Source organism: Pseudobutyrivibrio sp. OR37 (assembly GCF_900113655.1).
In the GTDB taxonomy this organism is placed as follows: Bacteria; Bacillota; Clostridia; order Lachnospirales; family Lachnospiraceae; genus Pseudobutyrivibrio.
This window is the reverse complement of the sequence record NZ_FOQF01000003.1, coordinates 57,622-81,125: the sequence shown is the minus strand read 5'-3', so window position 1 is coordinate 81,125 and position 23,504 is coordinate 57,622. Positions and strand designations below refer to the sequence as shown.

The following is a 23,504-nucleotide window of genomic DNA, read 5'->3' as shown; positions in this document are numbered from 1 at the left end:
TTATATTTGGAAGATTTATATCAGGTTGGAGCAATTACACAGACTCATGGTATCAAGGGTGAAGTAAAGGTTTTTCCTTTAACTGATGATATTTCACGTTTTAAAAACATGAAGCATCTACTTTTGGACGGAGGCAAGGACGGCTATATCGAGCTTGAGGTTCAGAACGTTCGTCAACAGAAGAATATCGTTATTCTTAAATTTAAGGGAATCGACAATATTAACGATATCGAAAAATATAAGGGACGCGGTCTCTATGTTACAAAGGAAAACCGTGTTGAGCTTAAAGAGGATGAATACTTTATCGCAGATTTAATCGGTGTAAAGGTTTATCTTGATACAGATGAGAATACAGAATTTGGTGAGATTACAGATGTATTGCAGACAGGTGCAAATGATGTGTATGAAATCGAAATGACAAATGGCTCATCAGTTCTTGTCCCTGCAATCAAGGACTGTATCAAAGCCGTAGATATGGAAAACAATAAAATGATTATTCATCTTTTGGATGGATTGTTAGGAGAATAGATTTATGAAGTTTTATATACTAACATTATTTCCAGAGATGATTGAAGGAGTACTTAACACAAGTATTCTTGGCAGAGCTAAAAATGCAGGCTGCATTTCCTTTGAAGCAATTAATATCCGAGATTACACATTAGATAAGCATAAAAAGGTAGACGATTATCCTTATGGAGGTGGAGCTGGCATGGTTATGCAGGCTCAGCCTATATATGATGCATACCAGGCTGTTTGCAAAAAAGCAGGTCATCACGTTAAATGTATTTATCTTACACCACAAGGACAGCTTTTTACTCAGCCAGCGGCTAAAACACTTGCCTTAGAAGAGGATATTTGCTTGCTTTGTGGCCACTACGAAGGTATTGATGAGCGAGTTTTAGAGGAAATCGTTGATGAATATTATTCTATTGGTGATTATGTGCTTACAGGTGGAGAGCTTCCATCTCTTGTTATGATTGATGCTATATCAAGAATGGTTCCAGGAGTTCTTACTAATTCAGATTCTGGTGAGGATGAATCATTAGAAAACAATCTGCTTGAGTACCCTCAGTATTCAAGACCTGAAACCTGGAATGGACGAAAGGTTCCACCTATTTTATTATCAGGAGATCATGCTAAGGTTGATGCATGGAGACATGAGCAATCAATTGAGCGTACAAAGGAAAGAAGACCTGATTTATACGCAAAATTTCTTGAAAATGATTGTTGAAATTAATGTAAAGTCATGCTATCATTAATGAGTTGCTAAAGAAGAGATGGTCCGCTGTTATTCAATAGGGAATATCAAGAACGTCGCCAGTTTAGGAGGATTTAAAATGAACGCAAACGAGATTATTAGAAACATCGAAGCAGCTGAGCTTAAGAGCGAAGTTACAGAGTTCGCAGTAGGCGACACAGTTAAGGTTTACGGCCGTATCGTTGAAGGTAACCGTACACGTACTCAGGTATTTGAAGGTACAGTTATTAAGAGACAGGGCGGAAGCAACCGTGAGACATTCACAGTTCGTAAGTCATCAAACGGTGTTGGTGTTGAAAAGACTTGGCCACTTCACAGCCCTAACGTTGAGAAGATCGAAGTAGTTAGAAAAGGTAAAGTTCGTAGAGCTAAGCTATTCTACCTCAGACAGCTCACAGGTAAGAAGGCTAAGGTTAAAGAGAGAATCTAGTCTCGAAAGTTCGAACAGTCGCAGGTTTTGCGGCTGTTCTTTATTTTTATTGCAAAGTGCGGTATATTTATACTAAAGATTAAAAGGATACTTAGTATGTTTACATCAATTAGCAATTTTTATAGTAGTTTATTCCGCCGCAGGTCAAATGGACTTAATTTTAATAGACGGCGTAGAAAAATCAATTTCGATAAAGTTCAATATGTTCTTATATTTGCTCTTGAGATTGCGGTAGTTATCGCAGTCGCATTTGGCGTTGTACTTGCGTTTGGAAAGCAGGTAGAATGTTCTAATGCATCTATGGAACCCACATACGAAACATCCGATATATTACTTGTAAACACTATTGCTTATAAATTTTCTGAGCCAAAGACAGGTGAGGTTATTGCATTTAAGCCAAAGTCTAATGTTAATGCAAGCTATAGTGTTAAGAGAGTTATTGCGGTTCCAGGGGATACCATTTATATAAACAATGGTCGTATCTACATTAATGACGAGATTTATAAAGAAAATCTTGAGGTAGAGCGCATAGAGAATCCAGGTATTGCTGCATCGCCAATTACTTTGCTGGAGGACCAGTATTTTGTTTTAGGTGATAATCGTAATTCTTCTGAGGATTCTAGATATGAGAGTGTTGGATTCGTTTCAAACGAGGATATATTAGGAAGAGTTTGGATGACTTATCCTTTCAAATAATAAATTAAGAGGTGCTTATGGAATTTCAATGGTATCCAGGCCATATGACGAAAGCAAAACGTCAGATGCAGGAGGATATAAAGCTTATAGATTTGATTATAGAGGTTATTGATGCAAGATGTCCTATTTCTAGTACTAATCCAGATATCAATGGTCTTGCAAATGGTAAGCTTAGATTGGTCCTTCTTAACAAATCTGATCTTTCGGATAAAGCTGCCAATCAAAAATGGATAGAATATTACAAATCAAAGGGATATTATGCTGTAGAGCTAGATTCTAGAGATAGAAAAAATATGAAGGGTGTACAGGCTACCTTGGACGAGGTCTGCGCTGCTAAGTTTGAAAAGGACAGAAAGCGAGGAATTAAGAATCGACCAGTTAGAGCTATGGTAGTTGGTATTCCTAATGTTGGTAAATCTACATTTATCAATTCCTTTGCCGGAAAATCAGTGGCAAAGACTGGCAATAAGCCAGGTGTCACAAAAGGAAAACAATGGATTAAGCTTAATAAATCTGTTGAGCTTTTAGATACGCCAGGTATTCTTTGGCCTAAATTCGAAGATAACACAGTAGGTCTTCATCTTGCATTCATTGGTTCTATTAATGATGCAATTATCGAAACCAGGGAATTGGCATTAGAGCTTACTGATTTTTTAAAGGAGCAATATCCTGGAGTTTTAAAAGCAAGATACGATGTTGATGAGGATTTAATTAATCACGAAATCATTTCTGGTATCGCTGCAAAAAGAAACTTTGTGAAAAAAGGTTCTGAGTTAGATTTTGACAAAGCTTGTTTTGTACTTATAGACGAATTTAGAAATGGTAGTCTAGGAAAAATATCACTTGAGAGGCCATAAACATGAATGTAATCGACTTTAACGAAGAAGAACAGCAAATTAAGAAAAACATTGAAAATGCAAGAAAGAACATGAAGGATGTTGAGGACTTATCAGAGTTTGCTTCAAAAGACAGTAAACCTTCCGAGGATGGTGATTCAGAAGAAATCACCAAGGAATCTATTGGTAAGGAAGTCATAAGCGTTATTATTAATGTTCTTATATGTTTTGCCATTGTATTTCTAATTACTCATTTTGTAGGACAGCGTACTGTTGTTAGTGGATCTTCAATGGAAGATACACTTTCAGATGGTGATAATCTTATTGTTGATAAAATCAGCTATAGATTCCATGATCCAGAGCGTTTCGATGTTGTTGTATTTCCATATCAGTATGAGGAGGATACATACTATATCAAGCGTATTATAGGTCTTCCTGGAGAGGTTGTTCGTATTGATATTGATGGTACTATCTACATCAATGACAAGCCTTTAGAAGAAAACTATGGAACAGAGGTTATTCTTAATTCAGGTCTTGCATCAAATGAAATATTACTTGGCACAGATGAATACTTTGTTCTTGGAGATAATCGTAATAATAGTACAGATTCACGTTTTGAGGCCGTTGGAAACATCCATGGGGATGATATTGTAGGTAAAGCGTGGGTTAGAGTATATCCTTTTAACAACTTTGGACTGGTAGATAACATAGAATAAGATGAGCGATAAGAAAATTTCAGAAATCCAAAAAGAATACAAAGAAATCTCTATAGATGGTTTGCCTAATTTTATTGAAGAATATATTTCTGATGGCAGACCTGGAGTTTCAAAAATCATCGGCGTTGCTCAAAAGCGAATGGAAAAGCTTAGAATTGAGCAGGAGCGTATAGAAAAGCTAAAGGAATATGAAAATCAATATTGGCAAACTTACGATTATATTGGTGGAATAGATGAAGTAGGCAGAGGCCCACTTGCTGGCCCTGTTGTTACAGCCTGTGTTATTTTGCCAAAGGATTGCAATATTCTTTATATTAATGATTCTAAAAAGCTTTCTGCTGCAAAGCGTGATGAGCTTTACGATATTATCATGAAGGAGGCTGTTTCTGTTAGCATCGGTGTAGTTTCAGAACAGCGCATTGATGAAATCAATATTTTACAGGCTACTTATGAGGCTATGAGACAGGCTATTTCAGAAGCTTCAGTTGAGCCTCAGGTTTTGCTTAACGATGCAGTCACCATTCCTGGGGTAAATATTCAGCAGGTCCCTATAATTAAGGGTGATGCTAAATCTATTTCTATCGGTGCAGCAAGTATTATTGCTAAGGTTACCAGAGATAGAATGATGGTGGAATACGATAACATTTATCCAGAATATCATTTTGCATCAAACAAGGGCTATGGAAGTGCTGAGCATATTGCGGCCTTAAAGGAATATGGCCCATGCCCAATTCACAGACGTTCATTTATTGGAAACTTTATATAATAGGTGATTTATGAACATTAACACTGGACTGAATCCTTACAACTCTAATTATGTAAATCAGGCTGCTGATAGAACAAAGATGAGTCAGAGTCAGTCGTTGACAGGTAGTGTTGCAGATACCTTAAAAGAAGGAGAAGTTTTTGAGGGCTCTGTAAACTCTATCGAAAACGGAAAGGTTACCATTGGACTTGCCAATGGACAGACTATGACTGCGCGTCTTGATTATGGCGTCAATATTACACCAGGGCAGTCTGTGTTTTTTGAGGTTAAAAGCAATGATGGTAATCTTGTGCAAATTCGTCCAGTTTCTTTAGAGGGTCTAGCTGCCAATCCCACACTTTTAAAAGCCCTTGATATGGCTAATCTTGTGGCAAATGAGCGTACCATTAATATGGTTAATTCAATGATGCAAAACTCTATGTCCATTAGTCCAGAGAGTCTTGCAGCTATGAATAGGGTTATGATAAATAATCCTGAAGCCAATATTAATACACTGGTTGCAATGAGTAAGGCAGGAATGGAGCTGACACCTGACAACGTTAACATGTTCCAAAACTATGTTAATGACAAGGCTGTGCTTTCAAACAATTTTGAAACAATATCTAATATGCTTCCAGAGCTTATGGCATCAGAGGAGCTTTCTACAGCTGATGTGATAAATATTAGCAATAGCATAAAAGAGATTTTTGTAGATGGTATGGAGCAGGCGGCCGCTTTAGAGCAGGTTACTACAGAAATGTCTGCTACAACAGAAAATATATCCTCCCAGCTAGCAGGTAATAATCCTGAAAGTGCATCTTCTATATCTGTAGAAGTGATAGAAGAAGGGGCTGCTACCGTTAAAGAAGCAGCGAATCTGGCAAAACAGCTTGAAATTACTATGGATAAAGGGCTAGAGAATATTCAGGCTAATAATGGCGCGCAGGAAAGTGCCCCTGCAGCCACAGCTGAGTCGACAACCCAAAGTCAGCTTGAAGCAAAGTCTTCAATTGAATCTAACCTTGCTCAAAACGAAATGGGCGAAAATGTAATTAATAGCTTTGCCAGTGAAAAGCAGGTATTGTCCTTTAATACAATTCTTAACACTCTTCCCGATTTTCCAAAGGATAATACGGCTATCTTTGCTGAAAATGGAGCCCTTAAGGCAGATGCAGATGTTAATCAGCTCTTTAGGGAAATTACGGATTATCTTAATAATCATCCTGATATTCCAAAAGAAACCTTGAATGATATAGTAAGAGAGCCTTTGTATAGAGGTTTGCTAAAGAGTATTATTTCCAATAGCTTTGCTATGGAGCCTAAGGATGTGACAAAGCCAGGAGAAATTTCAAAGCTTTATGAAAGAGTCTTAAAGCAAACAGAGGCATTAGATAAATTGGTGGCAGCCTTTAATAATAAGGCGGCAGAATCCATCAAGAATCAGACCAGTGAAATAAAGCAAAATATCAACTTTATGAATTCTGCCAATGATATGTACAATTTTGTGCAGATTCCACTTAAGATGTATAATCAAAATACTGATAGCATGCTTTACGTAAGGCAAAACAAAAAAATCTCCTACGAGGCAGGCGAAGAGATTACTGCATTTTTACATTTTGATATGGAGTATCTTGGTTCTACCGATGTATTTATTAGCTTGAAGGAATCAAATGTGGGCTGTAAATGGACTCTTGCCAATGAGGATTCTATGAAGCTTATAGAGGATAATTTGGATATACTTACGGAACGTTTGGCAAGAAAAGGCTTCAATGTTTCATCTGAGGTTACCTGTGGGGAACCAAAGGCAAGTAATGCTTTTGATTTTCTTGGAGTACCGCCTGTAGAGAACAAGGTTTCAAAAGATGGAATGGTTCACAGATATAGCTTTGACATGAGGGCTTAAGCATGGCAGCGGAAAAGGATTTTGATAAAAACAAAACTGCAGTTGCACTTTCCTATGAGGCGGGAGATTCTGCGCCTAAAATACTAGCATCAGGAAAGGGTTACGTGGCAGAACAAATTATTGAGGAAGCCAAGAAGGCGGATGTGCCATTTTATCAGGATAATGAGCTTGCCCAGACTCTTAGTAAACTTAATATAGGAGATGCAATTCCACCGGAATTGTACGAGGTTGTTGCGGAAATCTTGGTCTTTGTTAACGACATGGAGAAGATTAAAGCAAAACTTGCTTAGATTAGAATTGAGGTTTATTTGAATAGTAGAAAACAAGGGAATGATTTTGAAAAACTTGCAGCAAATTTCCTAAAAACCCAGGGAATGACTATACTTAAACTAAATTTTTATTGTAAAATGGGTGAGGTCGATATAATTGCTAAAGACGAGGAGTACCTAGTCTTTGTAGAGGTAAAATATCGAAAATCTTCTGCCAAAGGCTCTGGCTTTGAGGCAGTTAATTTCAACAAAATGAGAAAAATCAGTCGTGTTGCTGATTATTATATGTTTAGTCATCATTATAGTGGTGACACAAATGTTAGGTTTGATGTAGTTGTTATAGAGGAAGGACATTTAAAGCATCTAAAAAATGCTTTTGAATATATACCAGTATGTTAAATTCAAGTCATAAAATAGCCAGTATTATGGAAGGCAGCCCCGCTGAAAGAGCAGGCCTTTTACCTGGCGATATAATCACAAAAATTAATAATGTAACACTTGTAGATATTTTTGATTATCATTATTATTCGGACGATGCAAATATCACTGTTGAGCTTTTGCATGAGGATGGAGCTACCTCTACTGTTTTAGTTGAAAAGGAAGAGGGGGAGGATTTAGGAGTAATTTTTTGCAATGGTCTTATGGATGATTACAAATCCTGCTCCAATAAATGTGCCTTTTGCTTCATAGATCAAATGCCACCTGGCATGCGTGAGACTTTGTATTTTAAGGATGATGATACCAGACTTTCATTTTTGCAGGGTAATTATGTTACCCTTACAAATATGAAAATGGCGGATTTAGATAGAATCATCGCTTACAAGCTTGGACCTATCAACATTTCTGTTCATGCTACCAATCCAGAGCTTAGAGTTAAGCTTTTGCACAACCGATTTGCAGGAGATATATTAGATAAGATTCGTAAGCTTTACGAAGCAGAGATTCCTATGAATGCTCAGGTAGTTGCGTGCCCAGGCTTAAATGATGGGCCTGAATTAGACAGAACAATATCTGATTTGCTTCAATTTGCACCGGTAATGAGCTCCATGTCTGTAGTTCCTGTTGGTGTAACAAAATTTAGAGACGGACTTTTCCCATTAAGGACTTATACAGCTGAGGAAGCTGGCAAGGTTATTGACCAGATTGAGCATTGGCAGGATGTTGCTATGGAACGCTTTGGCAATCATTTTGTTCAGGCTTCTGATGAATGGTACATATTAGCAGGAAGACCTCTTCCAGAAGCAGATAGATATGACGGTTTTATTCAGCTTGAAAATGGCGTTGGAATGCTTCGTCTTTTACATGAAGAGGTTTTAGATGCTCTTGAGGACATCAAAAAGCCATTATTTATGAAAAAACGTCATGTTACGATTGCAACAGGAAAGCTTGCAGCTCCATTCATGAGAGAGCTTGCCGCAATAATCACTGAAAAGTTTAAAAAGGTTACTGTTGATGTTGTTGCAATAACAAATGAGTTCTTTGGTGAAGAAATAACAGTTTCTGGACTAATCACTGGCCAGGATTTAATTAAACAGCTTAAGGACAAAGATTTAGGAGATAATCTTCTTTTATCTTGTACAATGCTTCGAAGCGGGGAAGAGGTTTTTCTTGATGATATAACTCTCTCAGAGCTTGAGGATGCTTTACAAGTTAAAACACGTATAGTACAATCAGACGGTCGCGACTTCGTATACGCGATAATCGGACGATAAAATTTACGCTGTGTTCAAAATCTCACGTTAACAATGATTCCGAATTCTTACGTCGACTGATGTCTCCTTCAGAATTGAAATACATTGTTAACTAGATTTTGTTCTACAGTTTATAGATGAGTAATCAGTAGTTCACAAGCTATTATGATTCTCAAGAGAAGCGTTCTGCTGAACGGAGAATTATAATGCTTGTGAACGTAACTGATTACGGACTAGGAAAGAAAGAGGTAAGATATGGCAAGACCAGTTGTGGCTATTGTTGGCCGCCCAAATGTTGGAAAATCTACGCTTTTTAATGCACTTGCTGGAGAGCGTATTTCAATTGTAAAAGACACACCAGGTGTCACAAGAGATAGAATTTATGCAGATATTTCATGGCTTAACTATGATTTTACTATGATTGATACAGGTGGTATTGAGCCGGATTCAAAGGACATCATTTTGTCCCAGATGAGAGAACAGGCTCAGATTGCCATCGATACTGCAGACGTTATTGTTTTCCTTGTTGATGTAAAGCAGGGATTACAGGATAGTGATTCAAAGGTTGCAGATATGCTTCGTCGCAGTCACAAGCCTGTAGTACTTGTAGTTAACAAGGTAGATAGCTTTGAAAGAGATATGGCAGATGTTTACGAGTTCTATAATCTGGGAATTGGTGATCCAATCGCTATTTCAGCATCTTCACGTCTTGGTTTTGGTGATATGCTTGATGTTGTATGTAGCTACTTCCCAGAGCCTACAGGGGATGAGGAAGAGGACGATACTCCAAAGATTGCCGTTATCGGTAAGCCTAATGTAGGTAAATCATCTCTTATTAACAAGCTTTGTGGTGAGGACCGTGTTATTGTTTCAGATATCGCTGGTACTACTCGTGATGCAGTAGATACAAGGGTTCGCTACAATCACAAGGACTATATCTTTATTGATACTGCAGGACTTCGTCGAAAGAGCAAAATCAAAGAAGACTTAGAGCGTTATTCAATTGTTAGAGCTGTAGCTTCTGTTGAAAAAGCAGATGTTGTTATCATTATGATTGATGCCACTGAAGGTGTTACCGAGCAGGATGCAAAGATTGCTGGTATTGCTCACGAACGTGGAAAGGGTATAATTATTTGTGTAAACAAATGGGATGCCATTGAAAAGAATGATAAGACTATGAAGGAGCACGAGACAAAGATTCGCCAGATTCTTTCGTTTATGCCTTATGCTTCAATTCTTTTCATATCTGTTAAAAGTGGTCAGCGTCTTGGAAAAATTTACGAGACAATCGATGCAGTTATAGAGAACAACTCTATGCGTATTGCAACAGGTGTCCTCAATGAAATCGTATCTGAGGCAGTTGCACTTCAGCAGCCACCTACAGATAAGGGTAAGAGACTTAAGATATTCTACACAACTCAGGTTGCGGTTAAGCCGCCTACATTTGTAATTTTCGTTAATGAAAAATACTTGATGCATTTTTCATACGTTCGTTATCTAGAAAATCGAATTAGAGATGCCTTTGGTTTCGAAGGAACATCTTTAAAATTTATTATTAGAGAGAGAAAGGAAAACGAATAATGGCTGTAGTGGGGAGAATTTTAGCAATTATTATTGGGTATTGTTTTGGAATGGTTCTGATGGGATATTTCATCGGAAAATCAAAGAACATTGATTTAACAAAGGTTGGTAGCGGTAATTTAGGTTCTACCAACACTATGAGAAACTTAGGTGTTCCTGCAGGTCTTATTACACTTGCATGGGATTGCTTTAAGTGTGTTATAGCTGTATTTTTCATTTGGCTTACATTTGGAAGATTCGTAGAAAACGTAAATATTTATATGGTATATGCAGGTTTGGGCTGTGTACTTGGACACGATTTTCCTTGTTATTTACATTTTAAGGGTGGCAAGGGTGTTGCATCTACTTTAGGCTTCATCATTGCACTTTTCCCAATGGGAATTCCAATTCCTGCAGTTGTATTTATTGGTCTTGTTGCTTTAACAAGATATGTATCACTTGGTTCTATTATAGGTGAGCTTTCCTTTGCAATTGAAATAATCGTTGCAGCATGCCTTGGACTTTTATCTGAAAAGTATCCAGGTGGACAGCTTAAAGAAGTTGTAATTATTTGCTGTATTGTTTCAGCTCTTTCAATTGCACTTCATCATGCAAACATCGGACGCTTACTTAACGGCACCGAGAATAAGTTTTCATTCCACCCAGAGACAAGAGCGTAAAGTAACGGGCAGCTGGTAGGTAACAATCTCTATATTACTAAAGGAGCCAATCTCGCGACGTAGTAATATAGAGATTGTTGCCGTAACCAGCGTAATTTTTATAAAGACTAGAGGTAATTTATGGCAAGAATTAGTGTACTTGGTGCAGGTAGCTGGGGCATTGCCCTGGCTGTTATGCTTAATAAGAATGGTCATGAGGTAAAGGTTTGGTCACACAGACAGTCACAGGTAGACCAGATGAACGATACTCATACCAGCGATAAAATTAAAGGCGTAAAGCTTCCAAAGTCTATGGAGTTTACTGCCAACATTGAATCTGCTGCAAAATCAGCAGATGTTATTTTGTTCTCAGTTCCTTCAAAGGCTACAAGAGAGACTGCAGAAAAGGTTAAGGATTTTGTTAATTCAAATCAGATTTTTATTACTGTAACAAAGGGTATTGAAGAGGATACCTTATATACTCAAACAGAGATATTAGAAGATGTACTCGGAGCTGATAAGAAGATATGTGTTCTATCAGGTCCAAGCCATGCAGAAGAGGTAGTTGTATTCAAGCCTACTTTAGTTGTAGCTGGCTCAACCGATAGGCAGACAGCTCTATTCGTACAGAATCTTTTCATGAATAAATATTTTAGAGTTTATTCGTCCCCTGATGTTAAGGGTATCGAGGTGGGAGCTGCTCTTAAAAATGTCATCGCTCTTGCTGCAGGTATGTCAGATGGTCTTGGTTTTGGAGATAATGCAAAGGCGGCTCTGATTACACGTGGTATTAAAGAAATTTCAGAGCTTGCTGTTGCAATGGGTGGACAGGCAGAGACATTAGCTGGACTTACTGGTGTTGGCGATTTAATTGTCACATGCTCATCTATGCATTCTCGTAATAGAATGGCAGGATTTTACATTGGTCAGGGGATGTCCAAAGATGAGGCCATGGAAAAGGTAGCAATGGTTGTTGAAGGCGTTTATTCAGCTAAAGCTGCTAAAAAATTGGCAGAAAAATATGATATTGAAATGCCTATCGTTGATGTGGTAAATGCAGTTCTTTTCGATGGCATGGCTGCAAAGGATGCGGTCTATGAGCTGATGACTCGTTCAAAGAAAGATGAAACATCAGATTTAGAGTGGGAGTGTTATGATGTTCAAAAGATGTAAGGAATGGTTGCACTTCTTCGGTGTAACCTTTTTTATTTTAGGAATAATTGTTTTAATTTCGGCTGGAATCATGGTTTTTAGTCACATTAGTGCTACGTCAGGAAAAAACGATTCTAAAGCCGACGGTTTTACAATCGATTATTATGAAGTAAATCTGGATGTAAATACAAAAAATCAGATTCATGTTATAGAAATCATCGGTGTTAATTTCTATGAAACTGGGCATCATGGGATTTTTCGTTTTGTTCCAGAATGGCTTAAATATACTTCAAAGGATGGTAAAACTAAATCTAGACGAGGGGTAATAACAAATCTACGTTGCGAAAATGAGGACTATGAAGTAGATACAATTAAAGGCAAGCAAAGAGTCAAAATTGGAAGCGCCTATGAAACCTTAGATACAGGAATCCATGAGTATGTGATTTCATATGACTATGATATGGGCGGAGATATTTATAAGGGCTTCGACGAACTGATTTTTCATGCTTTTGGTGATTACTGGGGCACAGAAATAAATGGAGCCAAGGTCACTATAAATTTGCCAAAGAAGATTGACGATACAAGCGCTGTTAGATTCTTTGCAGATAAAAAGCGTAAAAAAGATATTACTTCTTACGTGGATTATACAGTCGAGGACAATACTATTGTAGCTCAGGTGTCAAAGGATTATAACCTTAATGGCGCACTTACTGTGGATGTGGAGTTGCCAGACGGTTATTTTGAAGCTGCTCAGGTTAATTACAAGACAACTGCATTTGTATTAAGCGCATTGTGTATGCTTAGTCTTTTAGTTAGCTTTTTCTTTTGGAATAAAAACAAAGACAGTGATTTGTTTGACAAAGGTGATGTATCAGGAATTAATGTTGGTGGGCTTGAAGCTGTTGAAATGGGATATATTTATGGTGGAAGTGGCCAACTGTTACTTATTACAGTAATCATTCAGCTGGCAACCAAAGGGTATATCCGAATCAAGAATCCAAGTAGCAAAAAGAAGCTGACATTACAAAAAGTAAACAAGAGCGAGGTCGCATTGTCCGATGCAGAAAAGCTTGTATATGACGGGCTTTTTAAAAATGGTTACAATGTTATTCCGGCTGAGGATACTCGTATACGTAAGCTCAATAGTAAGCTTAATAAAATGTTAGAGGAGAAATTCGATTCTAAGATTTACAATATTGCATCCTATGTTGAGTTTATGATTTCAAGCTTTTTGTTTTTGATTTCTTCAATAGGGATATGCGTTGCCTATATTTGGTCAGAGGATATGGATCCAACCCTTAGATGGTTCTTTTTACCTGCTTTTTTATCAGTAATAGCTACTGGTTTTTTTGCAGTCAAAACTCCTAAAAAATCTGCTTATGGTGAAGAGCTTATAGCTAGGATAGAAGCATACAAGAATTATTTATCTACAATCAAGAAGCAGGATCTAGAGGCTAAGATAAAAGACGACCATGATTACTTTGATGAGATCCTTCCTTATGCCTTTATATTGGGTATATCAAAAAAGCTTGTGCAGAAATATGATTACACTGCAAATGCAACAAATAGATATATTAAATATACAGATAATATAACAAGCTCTGTATATTACACAGATACATCTACAAGTAGCGGTTCTAGCTCTAGCTCTAGTTCAGGATGTGGCGGCGGATGCTCATCTTGTGGTGGTGGATGTTCTTCTTGCGGCGGAGGCGGCTCATGGTAAGAGAATTTGTATTGCAATGGCATATCAGTGAAAGCTGCAATCTTAAATGCTTACATTGTTATCAAGAAGGTCATGCACCTGTTTCACTTAATAGTGAGCAGCTTTTTGACATTTTAAATCAATACAGACAGCTTCTTAAGAAGCAGAAAATAAAAGGACATATTAATATAACAGGAGGGGAACCACTGTGTTCTCCTCATTTTTTTGAGCTCTTAGAAGAGTTTAAGAAGGATAGAGATTTATATAGTTTCTCGATTCTTACAAATGGCACGCTTATCACTGATGAGATAGCAAAAAGGATTGCCAGTTATGGCCCAGAATACGTTCAGGTGAGCCTGGAAGGCAGCAAGAAAACTAACGACTATATAAGAGGCAAGGGCGTTTATTCTAAAGTTGCAAAGGCTGTAAAGCTGCTGAAAAAGTACAATGTTTATGTTTCTTTATCTTTTACTGCAACGGCTCTCAATTATAAAGAGCTTCCAAAGGTCGTTAAGTTTGCAAAAAGATATGGAGTGGACACTGTATGGTCGGATAGATATATTCCATTGAATTCTCCAGAAGTTAACCTTTGCATGAATAAAGAGCAAACGAAAGAGTATCTTGATATAATCACAAGGGAGAGCTTTGCACTAAGAAGACAGGGCTGTAAAACAGAAGTGGCGCTATATCGTGCCCTGCAATTTTTAAAGACTAATAATTTGCCATATTCCTGCACAGCAGGAGATACCTTGCTGACTGTCATGGAAAATGGTGATTTAGTTCCTTGTAGACGTATGCCTATAGTGGTTGGGAATCTGCTAGAGGATAACATGATGGATTTATATTATAATTCTAGGGTGCTACAGGAGCTTAGAGATGATACTACCCCTGATGAATGTATGGATTGTGACTATTGCTCATTCTGTAAAGGTGGGCTAAAGTGCCTTACTTATGCCACCTATGGTGATTTAAATCATAAAGATGTAGGGTGTTATTATGACTAAATTGTGAAACTTTATTTTGTGGTACAGAAGTCTATTGACTACTAGATAATGTGGTGGTAGTATAATTCTATCAACACAATATCTAGTAGTTTTTTATTTGTGGGAAACTAGATATTGACAGAATATTATATACAAATGCAATTATTTTTAGATAAAACCCGGAGGTTGTGATGGAAAAATTTGTTGTTAAGAAGGACGGCGCACTGGAGCCTTTTAACGTACAAAAGGTTGTAGATGCTGTTGGTAAGTCAGCTACACGTGTGCTTGTTAAATTTACACCTGAGCAGGAGCAGTTTATTTGTCAATTTGTTGAGGAAAGAGTGGAGGAGCTTGGCCTTGAGAAAATTGAGATTGCGCAAATGCATAATATTGTTGAAGGTGCTTTGGAACGTGTTAATCCTATGGTGGCAAAGTCTTACAGGGATTATCGAAACTATAAGCAGGATTTCGTACAAATGCTTGATGATGTTTACAAGAAGTCTCAAAACATTATGTACATCGGTGACAAGGAGAATTCAAATACAGATTCTGCGCTTGTCTCTACAAAACGTTCATTAATCTTTAATGAGCTTAACCGTGAGCTTTATAAAAAGTTTTTCCTTACAACAGAAGAAATTCAGGCTATCCGTGATGGATATATTTACATTCATGATATGAACGCCAGACGTGATACCATGAACTGCTGCTTGTTTGATGTTAAATCAGTACTTGAGGGCGGTTTTGAAATGGGTAACATCTTCTACAACGAGCCAAAGAGCCTTGATGTAGCATTTGATGTTATCGGTGATATCGTTCTTTCTGCGGCCAGCCAGCAGTACGGTGGTTTCACTATTCCACAGGCAGATCAGATTCTTGAAAAATATGCTCAGAAATCATACGACAAATATGTTGAAAAATACATAAATCTTGGAATTGAAAAGGATAAGGCTGAAGAAGTTGCTATGGCTGAGGTTCAGCGTGAGATGGAGCAGGGCTTCCAGGGGTGGGAGTACAAGTTCAACACAGTTGCATCTTCTCGTGGTGATTATCCATTTATTACTGTTACAATTGGACTTGGAACTAGCGTTTTTGCAAAGATGGCATCTAAGGCATGCCTTAAGGTTCGTTCAATCGGCCAGGGCAAGCCAGGCTTCAAAAAGCCAGTTCTTTTCCCTAAGGTTGTTTTCCTTTATGATGAAAATCTCCATGGTCCTGGAAAAGAGCTCGAGGATGTTTTCGAAGCAGGTATTGATTGCTCTAGAAAGACTATGTATCCTGATTGGCTTTCACTTACGGGAGAAGGCTATATTGCTAGCATGTACAAAAAATACGGCAAGGTTATTTCTCCAATGGGATGTCGTGCCTTCCTTTCACCATGGTATGAAAGAGGCGGCATGAAGCCGGCTGATGAAAATGATGAGCCTGTATTTATTGGACGTTTCAATATTGGTGCAGTATCGCTTCATCTGCCTATGATTCTCGCAAAAGCTCGTCAGGAATCTAGAGATTTCTACGAGGTGCTTGATTACTATTTGGAGATGATTAGAAAGCTTCACATTCGTACCTATGCATACCTTGGTGAGATGCGTGCATCTACAAACCCACTTGCATATTGCGAAGGCGGCTTCTATGGTGGACACCTTGGCTTCCACGATAAGATTAAGCCACTTCTTAAGGCAGCTACAGCATCCTTTGGAATCACAGCATTTAATGAGCTTCAGGAGCTTTACAATGGCAAATCTTTAGTTGAGGATGGAGATTTCGCTATCGAGGTTCTTAAGCATATAAACGAAAAGGTTAATCAGTTTAAGGAAGAGGATGGCAATCTTTATGCTATCTACGGTACACCAGCTGAAAATCTTTGTGGCTTACAGATTAAACAGTTCAGAAATAAATATGGCCTTGTAGAGAATGTATCGGATAGACCTTATGTATCTAATTCATTCCATTGCCATGTTACAGAGGATATTACACCAATCCAAAAGCAGGATTTAGAGGGACGCTTCTGGGAGCTTTCAAACGGTGGTAAAATCCAATATGTTCGTTATCCAATCAACTATAACCGTGAAGCAGTTAAGACTTTAGTTCGTCGTGCCATGGATAAGGGATTTTACGAAGGAGTTAATCTTTCCCTTTCATATTGCGATGATTGTGGTCATCAAGAGCTTGAAATGGATGTTTGTCCAGTATGCGGTAGCAAGAATCTTACAAAGATTGACCGCATGAATGGATATTTATCTTATTCACGTGTAAAGGGCGACACTCGTCTAAATGAAGCAAAAATGGCAGAAATAGCCGATCGTAAATCAATGTAAATATAGAAGAGCAATTTATAGTTAATAAGCTATTATTGTTCTGAATGAGACATGTTAGTCGAATGAAGAATAATAATGCTTGTTAACGTAATAAATTGCGGACTAGGGAGAGAATAGACATAATGAATTACCATAATATTACGAAGGATGATATGCTCAATGGTGATGGCTTGCGCGTAGTACTTTGGGTAGCAGGTTGCGATCATCATTGTAAGGAATGCCAGAATCCTCAGACCTGGGATCCTGACAGTGGCATCAAATTCGACGATGCAGCAAAGGAAGAGTTGTACGAGTCATTATCTCGCGACTATATATCAGGCATAACATTTAGTGGTGGTGACCCACTATTTCCTGGCAATAGACAGGAAGTGACGGCCCTTGCCCGGGAGATTAGGGAGAGGTTTCCCGGGAAGACCGTCTGGCTCTACACAGGTTTCTCATTTGAGGAAATAAAAGAGCTAGAAATTATGAATTATTTGGACGTATTAGTTGACGGAGAATTTGAAATTGATAAGATAGATTTGCAGGCAAAATGGAGAGGAAGCATTAATCAGCGAGTTATTGATGTACCTCAGACACTTAAGCTAGGTCAGATTGTGCTTGCATGTGATTAAAATATAGGGAGAATTAAATAATGGATATTAATATTAAGCGTTTAACAGACTCTGCTAAGCTTCCAGATAGAGGTTCAGCATTTGCTGCAGGATATGATTTGTTTGCAGATGTTACAGAGGATGTTACTATAGAGCCTCACGAGACCAAAATGATTGGAACTGGTCTTGTAATGGAAATCCCAGAGGGATATTTCGGAGGCATTTTTGCAAGAAGCGGTCTTTCAGCAAAGGAAGGACTTAGACCTGCCAACTGTGTGGGTGTTGTAGATGCAGACTACAGGGGAGAAATTAAGGTTGCTCTTCACAATGATGGAGAGGTTCAAAGAGTTGTGACACCTGCTGAGAAAATTGCTCAGCTTGTGGTAGTTCCATTTTTACCTGTTAGCTTTAATGAGGTATCAGAGCTTTCTGATACAGTCCGAGGAGCTGGTGGATTTGGTTCTACAGGAAAACACTAAAGCTTTTAATTGGCGCCTGGTTTTTCCAGACGCCTTTAGCTGTTTTTTATAAAAAATTTGAAAGAGAGTAAGTTTATGGCAAAAAAGGTTACTTATGATGAAAGTAGCATATCCGTTTTAGAGGGACTTGAGGCCGTTAGAAAACGTCCTGGTATGTATATTGGTTCCACATCTAGAAAGGGTTTGAATCATCTTATTTACGAAATTGTAGATAACTCTGTGGATGAACATTTAGCCGGCGAATGCGATACAATTTATGTCACACTAGAAAAGGATGGCAGCTGTACAGTAGAAGATAATGGGCGTGGTATTCCTGTTGGTTTACATGCAAAGGGAGTTCCTGCTGCACGTCTTGTTTTCTCTACACTTCACGCTGGTGGTAAGTTTGACGACAGTGTATACAAAACCAGTGGTGGTCTTCACGGTGTAGGTTCATCTGTTGTTAACGCACTTAGCACATATATGACAGTTGATATTTCACGTGAGGGATATGTTCATCACGATAGATACGAAAGAGGTGTTCCAGTTGAGAAGCTGGTAGATGGACTTCTTCCAAAGATTTCAAAGACAACAAAGCATGGTACAAAGATCAATTTCTTACCAGATCCAGAAATCTTTGAAAAGACATATTTCAAGGAGGACGATATTAAGAGCCGTCTTCATGAGACAGCATATCTTAATCCAGGCCTTACTATAATTTACGCAGATTTACGTCAGGAAGAGCCTGATTATGAGACCTTCCATGAGCCAGATGGTATCAAAGGCTTTGTAAAGGAAATCAACAAGACTGCAGAAGCGCTTCATGATGTTATTTATTTTAAGGGCAGCGCTGATGGAATCGAGCTAGAGGTAGCATTCCAATATTGCAATGAATTCAAGGAAAACATCCTTGGCTTTTGTAATAACATTTACAACTCTGAGGGTGGTACACATATTACTGGTTTCAAGACTGTTTTAACTACAGTCATTAACAATTATGCCAGAGAGCTTGGCATTCTTAAGGATAAGGACGCTAACTTCACAGGCGCCGATGTAAGAAACGGTATTACAGCTATTGTCAGCATCAAGCATCCTGATCCTCGTTTTGAAGGACAGACTAAGACAAAGCTTGATAACCCAGATGCATCAAAGGCTACACAAAAGGTATGTCAGGATGAGTTTATTCTTTACTTCGATAGAAACCTTGAAACACTTAAGGCTATAATTTCCTGCGCAGAAAAATCTGCAAAGATTCGTAAGTCTGAAGAAAAGGCAAAAACAAATCTTCTTACAAAGCAGAAGTTCAGTTTTGATCAGAATGGAAAGCTTGCCAACTGCGAATCAAGAGATGCCAGCAAGTGTGAAATCTTCATCGTAGAGGGAGATTCCGCTGGCGGTTCTGCTAAAAAGGCTCGTAACCGTATGTATCAGGCAATCATGCCTATTCGTGGTAAGATTCTTAACGTTGAAAAGGCTTCAATGGATAAGGTTCTTGCAAATGCTGAAATCAAGACACTCATTAATGCCTTCGGCTGCGGTTTCTCAGAAGGCTATGGTAATGATTTTGATATTTCAAAGCTTCGCTATGACAAGATTGTAATTATGGCCGATGCCGACGTGGATGGTGCTCATATCAGCACACTTCTACTTACATTCTTTTATAGATTTATGCCAGAGCTTATTAGAGAGGGACATGTATATATTGCTATGCCACCTCTTTACAAGGCAATCCCTACAAAGGGTGAGGAGGAATATCTTTATGATGATGTTGCTCTTGAAAAATATCGTAAGAGAATGGTTGGAAAATCCTTCACCTTACAGCGATACAAAGGTCTTGGTGAAATGGATGCGGAACAGCTTTGGGAGACTACCCTTGATCCAGAACGTAGAAAGCTTAAGCTTGTAGAAATCGAAGACGCTCTTATGGCATCAGAGGTTACAGAGCTTCTAATGGGTAGTGATGTTGCTCCAAGAAAAGAATTTATCTATAAACATGCTAAGGAGGCTGAAATAGATGCCTAGTGAAATTATAAGAACAGAATATTCTGAGATAATGCAGAAGTCTTTCATAGACTATTCTATGTCGGTTATTCTTGCTCGTGCAGTGCCTGATGTTAGAGACGGCCTTAAGCCTGTTCAGCGTCGTACACTTTACGATATGTACGAGTTAAAGGTAGATTACAACAAGCCATATAAAAAGAGTGCCCGTATCGTAGGTGATACCATGGGTAAATATCATCCACATGGTGACAGCTCCATTTACGAAGCACTTGTTGTTATGAGTCAGGACTTCAAAAAGAGCCTTCCACTTGTAGATGGTCATGGTAACTTTGGTTCTATCGAAGGTGATGGTGCCGCTGCCATGCGTTACACCGAGGCTCGTCTTGCAAAGGTTGCCCAGGAGGTTTATCTTGGGGACCTTGATAAAGATGTTGTAGATTTTGTTCCTAACTACGACGAGACAGAAAAGGAGCCAGAGGTTCTTCCTGTTAGGGTGCCAAACATCCTTATTAATGGTTCTGATGGTATTGCCGTAGGTATGGTTACATCAATCCCTCAGCACAATCTTGGTGAAGTTATTGATGGCGTTATTGCCTATATGAAGGATCCAGATATTAACACAGCACAGATGCTAAAGGTTATTCCTGGTCCAGATTTTCCTACAGGTGGAATCATCACAAACAAGGATGATTTGCTTGAGATCTACTCTACAGGTGTTGGTAAAATCAAAATCCGTGGTAAGGCGGAAATTGAAAAGATTAAGGGCGGCAAGGAACAGATTGTTATTACTGAAATTCCTTACACAATGATTGGTGCCAATATCGGAAAGTTCTTAAATGATGTTTATTCTTTAGTTGAGACTAAAAAGACTAACGATATCACTGATATATCAAATCAGTCTAAGGGCGAGCAGATGAAGATTGTTATTGAGCTTCGTAAGGGAGCTGATGCTAACAATGTTCTTAATCTTCTCTACAAAAAGACTCGTTTGGAGGATACCTTTGGTGTAAATATGCTTGCGGTAGCTGATGGCAAGCCAGAGACTCTTGGTATCGTTCCAATCATCAGACATCATGTGAATTTCCAGTATCAGCTTTGCACTAGAAAGTATACACATTTACTTAGCAAGGAACAGGATAAGAAGGAGATTCAGGAAGGCTTAATTAAGGCTTGTGATGTTATTGATTTAATCATTGAAATTCTTCGCGGTTCTAAGGATGTAAAGCAGGCCAAGGCTTGCCTTGTTGATGGTGTAAGTGTTGGTATTAAATTCAAATCAGAAGCTTCAAGAAGAGCTGCCGAAGAGCTTCACTTTACAGAGCGCCAGGCTCAGGCAATTCTTGATATGCGTCTTCATAGACTTATTGGCTTAGAAATTGAAGCCTTAAGAGGTGACTATCAGGATACCTTGGACAAGATTGCTACTTATTCTAAGATTCTTTCTAGTCGCGCAGAAATGGCGAAGGTTATCATTAAGGATCTTCACGCAATCAAAAAGGAATATGCCACTGAAAGACATACTGTCATTGATAACGTTGAAGAGGCTGTTATTGAAGAAAAGCCAATCGAGGTTATTGATGTAGCAGTTCTTATTGATAGATTTGCTTATGCAAGAGTAGTTGATATGCCTACCTTTGAGCGTAATAGAGAGGCTGCTGAAACTGAATCGAAAAAGATTATTCTTTGTAAAAATACCGATAAGCTTTGTTTATTTACAGGAAGCGGTGATATGCATACTATCAAGGTTCTGTCACTTCCATTCGGTAAATTTAGAGATAAGGGTCAACCTATTGATACAGCCGAAAAGGGCTCAAAGCTTGATCTTAACAAAGAAAATCTGATTTTTGCAGATTCAATGGAAAATGTTATTTCTAAGAAGCTTTTATTTGGTACTAAAACAGCCATGATTAAGCTTGTTGATGGTAAAGAATTTGATGTTTCCAGAAAAGTAATTGCTGCTACAAAGCTTGCTGATAAGGATGAGTTAATCTGTGTCAAGGTGCTTAATCCAGGAAATAGTGTAGTTATGCAGTCTAAAAAGGATATGTTCCTTCGTATAGAAGGGGATACTGTTCCTGAAAAGAAGAAAACAGCCGTTGGGGTTCGTGGAATGAAGCTTGCCAAGGGTGACGAGCTTATTGATATCTATGTTCTTGAAGAAGGCGAAAATATAGATGTTAAGGTTAAGGACAAGACCGTAGCAATTGGCAGATTACATGTGGCATCAAGAGATACAAAGGGCGTTAAGAAATGATAAAAAATGTTTATTTTGATTTAGACGGTACACTGGTTGATTCAGCTCCTGGAATCATCGACGGTTTAAAGGTTGCACTTACAAAATACGGATATGATATTCCAGATTATGTCACTCTTCGCAAGTGTGTAGGACCACCATTTACATATTCCTTCCCTAATATTTTACATATTAGGGAGGAGGACTTTCATGGTGCTGTTGCTACCTACAGAAAGTTTTATGATGACGAAAATGGAATGTTTAATGCTAAGGTATATGCAGGTATTGAAGAGGTCCTTTCGGATTTGGTAAAAAGAGGCTATTGCCTGTTTGTTTGCACTTCCAAGCCTGAGCCTACAGCAAGAAAGCTTCTTAAGGAGCTTGGCATAGACCATTATTTTACAGATATTTGTGGAGCAACACTTGATGCTAAAATCGATACTAAAGCAGAAGTTATAGAGCTTTGCTTTGAAAGGGCTCCATGGCACAAGCGTGAAGAGACAGTTCTTATTGGCGATACAAAATATGATGCTGAGGGTGCAAAGCAAACTGGTATTTCCTGCATAGGAATTACCTGGGGCTTTGGCTCAAGATGGGATTTGGAGGATGCAGGAGCAACTGTTATTTTTGATTATCCAGGCGAGGTACTAGATTACATTGAAGCAAATTAAAACAAATCGCATTGTACAAATTATATATCCACTGTTAGTTTATTTTATTGTATATCAGTTAGGGGTTGCTCTTTTAATTGATATAATAGGCGATAAATATGGCAAGCTTACATGTCTGCTAATTGCAGGCATTGTTTGCATTATACCTATGTATATTATCTATCAATCCATACCAAAGCTAATCCCTGAAAAGCTAACTGATAAGAGACAGCTTGTAAACTATATTTTATGGGTGATTGGTGTAGTAGCTCTTGGAATCGTTCTTAATATTTTGCTTACCCAGACAGGCATAGCTCAGGTATCTGAGGGCTTTAAGCATGCCGAAAACACCTTGTCAGATGGGAATCTCATTATCAAGGTTCTTTGCAACTGCCTTGTGATACCTATATTAGAAGAGCTGTTACTTAGAGGAATAGTAACAGGCCAGCTATACCTTTGGTATGGCCTTATTCCATCAGTGCTTATTTCTTCGATTTTTTTTGGAATTCTGCACAATAATATAGTACAATTTATATATGCTTTGGTTGTAGGCATTGGTTTAGGGGTTATGTATGTTAGGACAAAGCGGCTTTCATTGTGTATAGCAGCTCATTGTCTTCTTAATCTAATCGTTATTATTTTTAGCTAGAA

The 23,504-nt window shown here is 38.3% G+C and carries 23 protein-coding genes; all 23 read left to right on the top strand.

The window, feature by feature from the left end; genetic code table 11:
- The first annotated feature begins 6 nt into the window (after positions 1–6).
- The 23 genes from rimM to BM097_RS02230 all read left to right on the top strand — a co-directional run bounded on the left by rimM (position 7) and on the right by BM097_RS02230 (position 23,502).
- Positions 7–528 (top strand): ribosome maturation factor RimM, encoded by a 522-nt coding sequence (gene rimM, locus BM097_RS02340; protein WP_028243807.1) that lies wholly within the window; start codon positions 7–9, stop codon positions 526–528.
- A 4-nt stretch (positions 529–532) separates the two neighbouring features.
- Positions 533–1,231: a tRNA (guanosine(37)-N1)-methyltransferase TrmD gene (gene trmD / locus BM097_RS02335; RefSeq protein WP_090545509.1), complete on the top strand. Its 699-nt coding sequence runs from the start codon at positions 533–535 to the stop codon at positions 1,229–1,231.
- A gap of 106 nt (positions 1,232–1,337) precedes the next feature.
- Positions 1,338–1,688: a 50S ribosomal protein L19 gene (gene rplS / locus BM097_RS02330; protein ID WP_090545507.1), complete on the top strand. Its 351-nt coding sequence runs from the start codon at positions 1,338–1,340 to the stop codon at positions 1,686–1,688.
- 96 nt (positions 1,689–1,784) lie between these two features.
- Positions 1,785–2,384, top strand: coding sequence for a signal peptidase I (gene lepB / locus BM097_RS02325; protein ID WP_090545504.1), 600 nt, complete (start codon positions 1,785–1,787; stop codon positions 2,382–2,384).
- Between the two features lie 17 nt (positions 2,385–2,401).
- Positions 2,402–3,241 (top strand): ribosome biogenesis GTPase YlqF, encoded by an 840-nt coding sequence (gene ylqF / locus BM097_RS02320; protein ID WP_090545502.1) that lies wholly within the window; start codon positions 2,402–2,404, stop codon positions 3,239–3,241.
- A gap of 71 nt (positions 3,242–3,312) precedes the next feature.
- Positions 3,313–3,936, top strand: a complete 624-nt coding sequence (gene lepB / locus BM097_RS02315) for a signal peptidase I (protein WP_090545704.1) — start codon at positions 3,313–3,315, stop codon at positions 3,934–3,936.
- Between the two features lies 1 nt (position 3,937).
- Complete coding sequence (locus BM097_RS02310; RefSeq protein ID WP_090545500.1) at positions 3,938–4,702, top strand: ribonuclease HII; 765 nt, start codon at positions 3,938–3,940, stop codon at positions 4,700–4,702.
- A gap of 10 nt (positions 4,703–4,712) precedes the next feature.
- Positions 4,713–6,584, top strand: a complete 1,872-nt coding sequence (gene fliK / locus BM097_RS02305; RefSeq protein WP_090545498.1) for a flagellar hook-length control protein FliK — start codon at positions 4,713–4,715, stop codon at positions 6,582–6,584.
- Positions 6,585–6,586: 2 nt separating this feature from the next.
- Positions 6,587–6,874, top strand: coding sequence for an EscU/YscU/HrcU family type III secretion system export apparatus switch protein (locus BM097_RS02300; RefSeq protein ID WP_090545496.1), 288 nt, complete (start codon positions 6,587–6,589; stop codon positions 6,872–6,874).
- A gap of 18 nt (positions 6,875–6,892) precedes the next feature.
- Positions 6,893–7,252 carry a YraN family protein gene (locus BM097_RS02295; protein WP_090545493.1) on the top strand — a complete coding sequence of 120 codons (360 nt, stop codon included), beginning with the start codon at positions 6,893–6,895 and terminating at the stop codon, positions 7,250–7,252.
- A complete protein-coding gene (locus BM097_RS02290) occupies positions 7,246–8,565 on the top strand; it encodes a DUF512 domain-containing protein (RefSeq protein ID WP_090545491.1) in 1,320 nt (439 codons plus the stop codon). Before BM097_RS02295 ends, BM097_RS02290 begins: the two co-directional genes overlap by 7 nt.
- Positions 8,566–8,799: 234 nt before the next feature.
- On the top strand, positions 8,800–10,125 hold the full coding sequence (gene der, locus BM097_RS02285; protein ID WP_090545490.1) for a ribosome biogenesis GTPase Der: 1,326 nt from the start codon (positions 8,800–8,802) through the stop codon (positions 10,123–10,125).
- A complete protein-coding gene (locus tag BM097_RS02280) occupies positions 10,125–10,784 on the top strand; it encodes a glycerol-3-phosphate acyltransferase (RefSeq protein ID WP_090545487.1) in 660 nt (219 codons plus the stop codon). The genes der and BM097_RS02280 overlap by 1 nt, the downstream gene beginning before the upstream one ends.
- Positions 10,785–10,904: 120 nt before the next feature.
- A complete protein-coding gene (locus BM097_RS02275; RefSeq protein ID WP_090545486.1) occupies positions 10,905–11,936 on the top strand; it encodes an NAD(P)H-dependent glycerol-3-phosphate dehydrogenase in 1,032 nt (343 codons plus the stop codon).
- Entirely contained in the window at positions 11,917–13,641 is a 1,725-nt protein-coding gene (locus tag BM097_RS02270) for a DUF2207 domain-containing protein (RefSeq protein ID WP_090545484.1), read from the top strand. Before BM097_RS02275 ends, BM097_RS02270 begins: the two co-directional genes overlap by 20 nt.
- Positions 13,635–14,624, top strand: coding sequence for a radical SAM/SPASM domain-containing protein (locus BM097_RS02265; protein ID WP_177197340.1), 990 nt, complete (start codon positions 13,635–13,637; stop codon positions 14,622–14,624). The genes BM097_RS02270 and BM097_RS02265 overlap by 7 nt, the downstream gene beginning before the upstream one ends.
- A gap of 170 nt (positions 14,625–14,794) precedes the next feature.
- Entirely contained in the window at positions 14,795–16,918 is a 2,124-nt protein-coding gene (gene nrdD, locus BM097_RS02260) for an anaerobic ribonucleoside-triphosphate reductase (RefSeq protein WP_090545480.1), read from the top strand.
- A gap of 122 nt (positions 16,919–17,040) precedes the next feature.
- Positions 17,041–17,532, top strand: coding sequence for an anaerobic ribonucleoside-triphosphate reductase activating protein (gene nrdG / locus BM097_RS02255; protein ID WP_090545478.1), 492 nt, complete (start codon positions 17,041–17,043; stop codon positions 17,530–17,532).
- A 20-nt stretch (positions 17,533–17,552) separates the two neighbouring features.
- On the top strand, positions 17,553–17,990 hold the full coding sequence (gene dut, locus BM097_RS02250; RefSeq protein WP_090545476.1) for a dUTP diphosphatase: 438 nt from the start codon (positions 17,553–17,555) through the stop codon (positions 17,988–17,990).
- A gap of 75 nt (positions 17,991–18,065) precedes the next feature.
- Entirely contained in the window at positions 18,066–19,991 is a 1,926-nt protein-coding gene (locus BM097_RS02245; protein WP_090545474.1) for a DNA gyrase/topoisomerase IV subunit B, read from the top strand.
- Positions 19,984–22,224 carry a DNA gyrase/topoisomerase IV subunit A gene (locus BM097_RS02240; protein ID WP_090545472.1) on the top strand — a complete coding sequence of 747 codons (2,241 nt, stop codon included), beginning with the start codon at positions 19,984–19,986 and terminating at the stop codon, positions 22,222–22,224. The genes BM097_RS02245 and BM097_RS02240 overlap by 8 nt, the downstream gene beginning before the upstream one ends.
- Positions 22,221–22,874: an HAD hydrolase-like protein gene (locus BM097_RS02235; protein ID WP_090545470.1), complete on the top strand. Its 654-nt coding sequence runs from the start codon at positions 22,221–22,223 to the stop codon at positions 22,872–22,874. Before BM097_RS02240 ends, BM097_RS02235 begins: the two co-directional genes overlap by 4 nt.
- The gene (locus BM097_RS02230) at positions 22,861–23,502 is read left to right on the top strand and encodes a CPBP family intramembrane glutamic endopeptidase (RefSeq protein WP_090545467.1); all 642 of its coding nucleotides are present in this window, start codon (positions 22,861–22,863) and stop codon (positions 23,500–23,502) included. The genes BM097_RS02235 and BM097_RS02230 overlap by 14 nt, the downstream gene beginning before the upstream one ends.
- Positions 23,503–23,504 lie beyond the last annotated feature (2 nt).

Coding starts and splice junctions, on each gene's coding strand:
- trmD (WP_090545509.1), top strand. CDS start 533: ATGAAGTTTTATATACTAACATTATTTCCAGAGATGATTGAAGGAGTA.
- rplS (WP_090545507.1), top strand. CDS start 1,338: ATGAACGCAAACGAGATTATTAGAAACATCGAAGCAGCTGAGCTTAAG.
- lepB (WP_090545504.1), top strand. CDS start 1,785: ATGTTTACATCAATTAGCAATTTTTATAGTAGTTTATTCCGCCGCAGG.
- ylqF (WP_090545502.1), top strand. CDS start 2,402: ATGGAATTTCAATGGTATCCAGGCCATATGACGAAAGCAAAACGTCAG.
- lepB (WP_090545704.1), top strand. CDS start 3,313: ATGAAGGATGTTGAGGACTTATCAGAGTTTGCTTCAAAAGACAGTAAA.
- BM097_RS02310 (WP_090545500.1), top strand. CDS start 3,938: ATGAGCGATAAGAAAATTTCAGAAATCCAAAAAGAATACAAAGAAATC.
- fliK (WP_090545498.1), top strand. CDS start 4,713: ATGAACATTAACACTGGACTGAATCCTTACAACTCTAATTATGTAAAT.
- BM097_RS02300 (WP_090545496.1), top strand. CDS start 6,587: ATGGCAGCGGAAAAGGATTTTGATAAAAACAAAACTGCAGTTGCACTT.
- BM097_RS02290 (WP_090545491.1), top strand. CDS start 7,246: ATGTTAAATTCAAGTCATAAAATAGCCAGTATTATGGAAGGCAGCCCC.
- der (WP_090545490.1), top strand. CDS start 8,800: ATGGCAAGACCAGTTGTGGCTATTGTTGGCCGCCCAAATGTTGGAAAA.
- BM097_RS02280 (WP_090545487.1), top strand. CDS start 10,125: ATGGCTGTAGTGGGGAGAATTTTAGCAATTATTATTGGGTATTGTTTT.
- BM097_RS02275 (WP_090545486.1), top strand. CDS start 10,905: ATGGCAAGAATTAGTGTACTTGGTGCAGGTAGCTGGGGCATTGCCCTG.
- BM097_RS02270 (WP_090545484.1), top strand. CDS start 11,917: ATGATGTTCAAAAGATGTAAGGAATGGTTGCACTTCTTCGGTGTAACC.
- BM097_RS02265 (WP_177197340.1), top strand. CDS start 13,635: ATGGTAAGAGAATTTGTATTGCAATGGCATATCAGTGAAAGCTGCAAT.
- nrdD (WP_090545480.1), top strand. CDS start 14,795: ATGGAAAAATTTGTTGTTAAGAAGGACGGCGCACTGGAGCCTTTTAAC.
- nrdG (WP_090545478.1), top strand. CDS start 17,041: ATGAATTACCATAATATTACGAAGGATGATATGCTCAATGGTGATGGC.
- dut (WP_090545476.1), top strand. CDS start 17,553: ATGGATATTAATATTAAGCGTTTAACAGACTCTGCTAAGCTTCCAGAT.
- BM097_RS02245 (WP_090545474.1), top strand. CDS start 18,066: ATGGCAAAAAAGGTTACTTATGATGAAAGTAGCATATCCGTTTTAGAG.
- BM097_RS02240 (WP_090545472.1), top strand. CDS start 19,984: ATGCCTAGTGAAATTATAAGAACAGAATATTCTGAGATAATGCAGAAG.
- BM097_RS02235 (WP_090545470.1), top strand. CDS start 22,221: ATGATAAAAAATGTTTATTTTGATTTAGACGGTACACTGGTTGATTCA.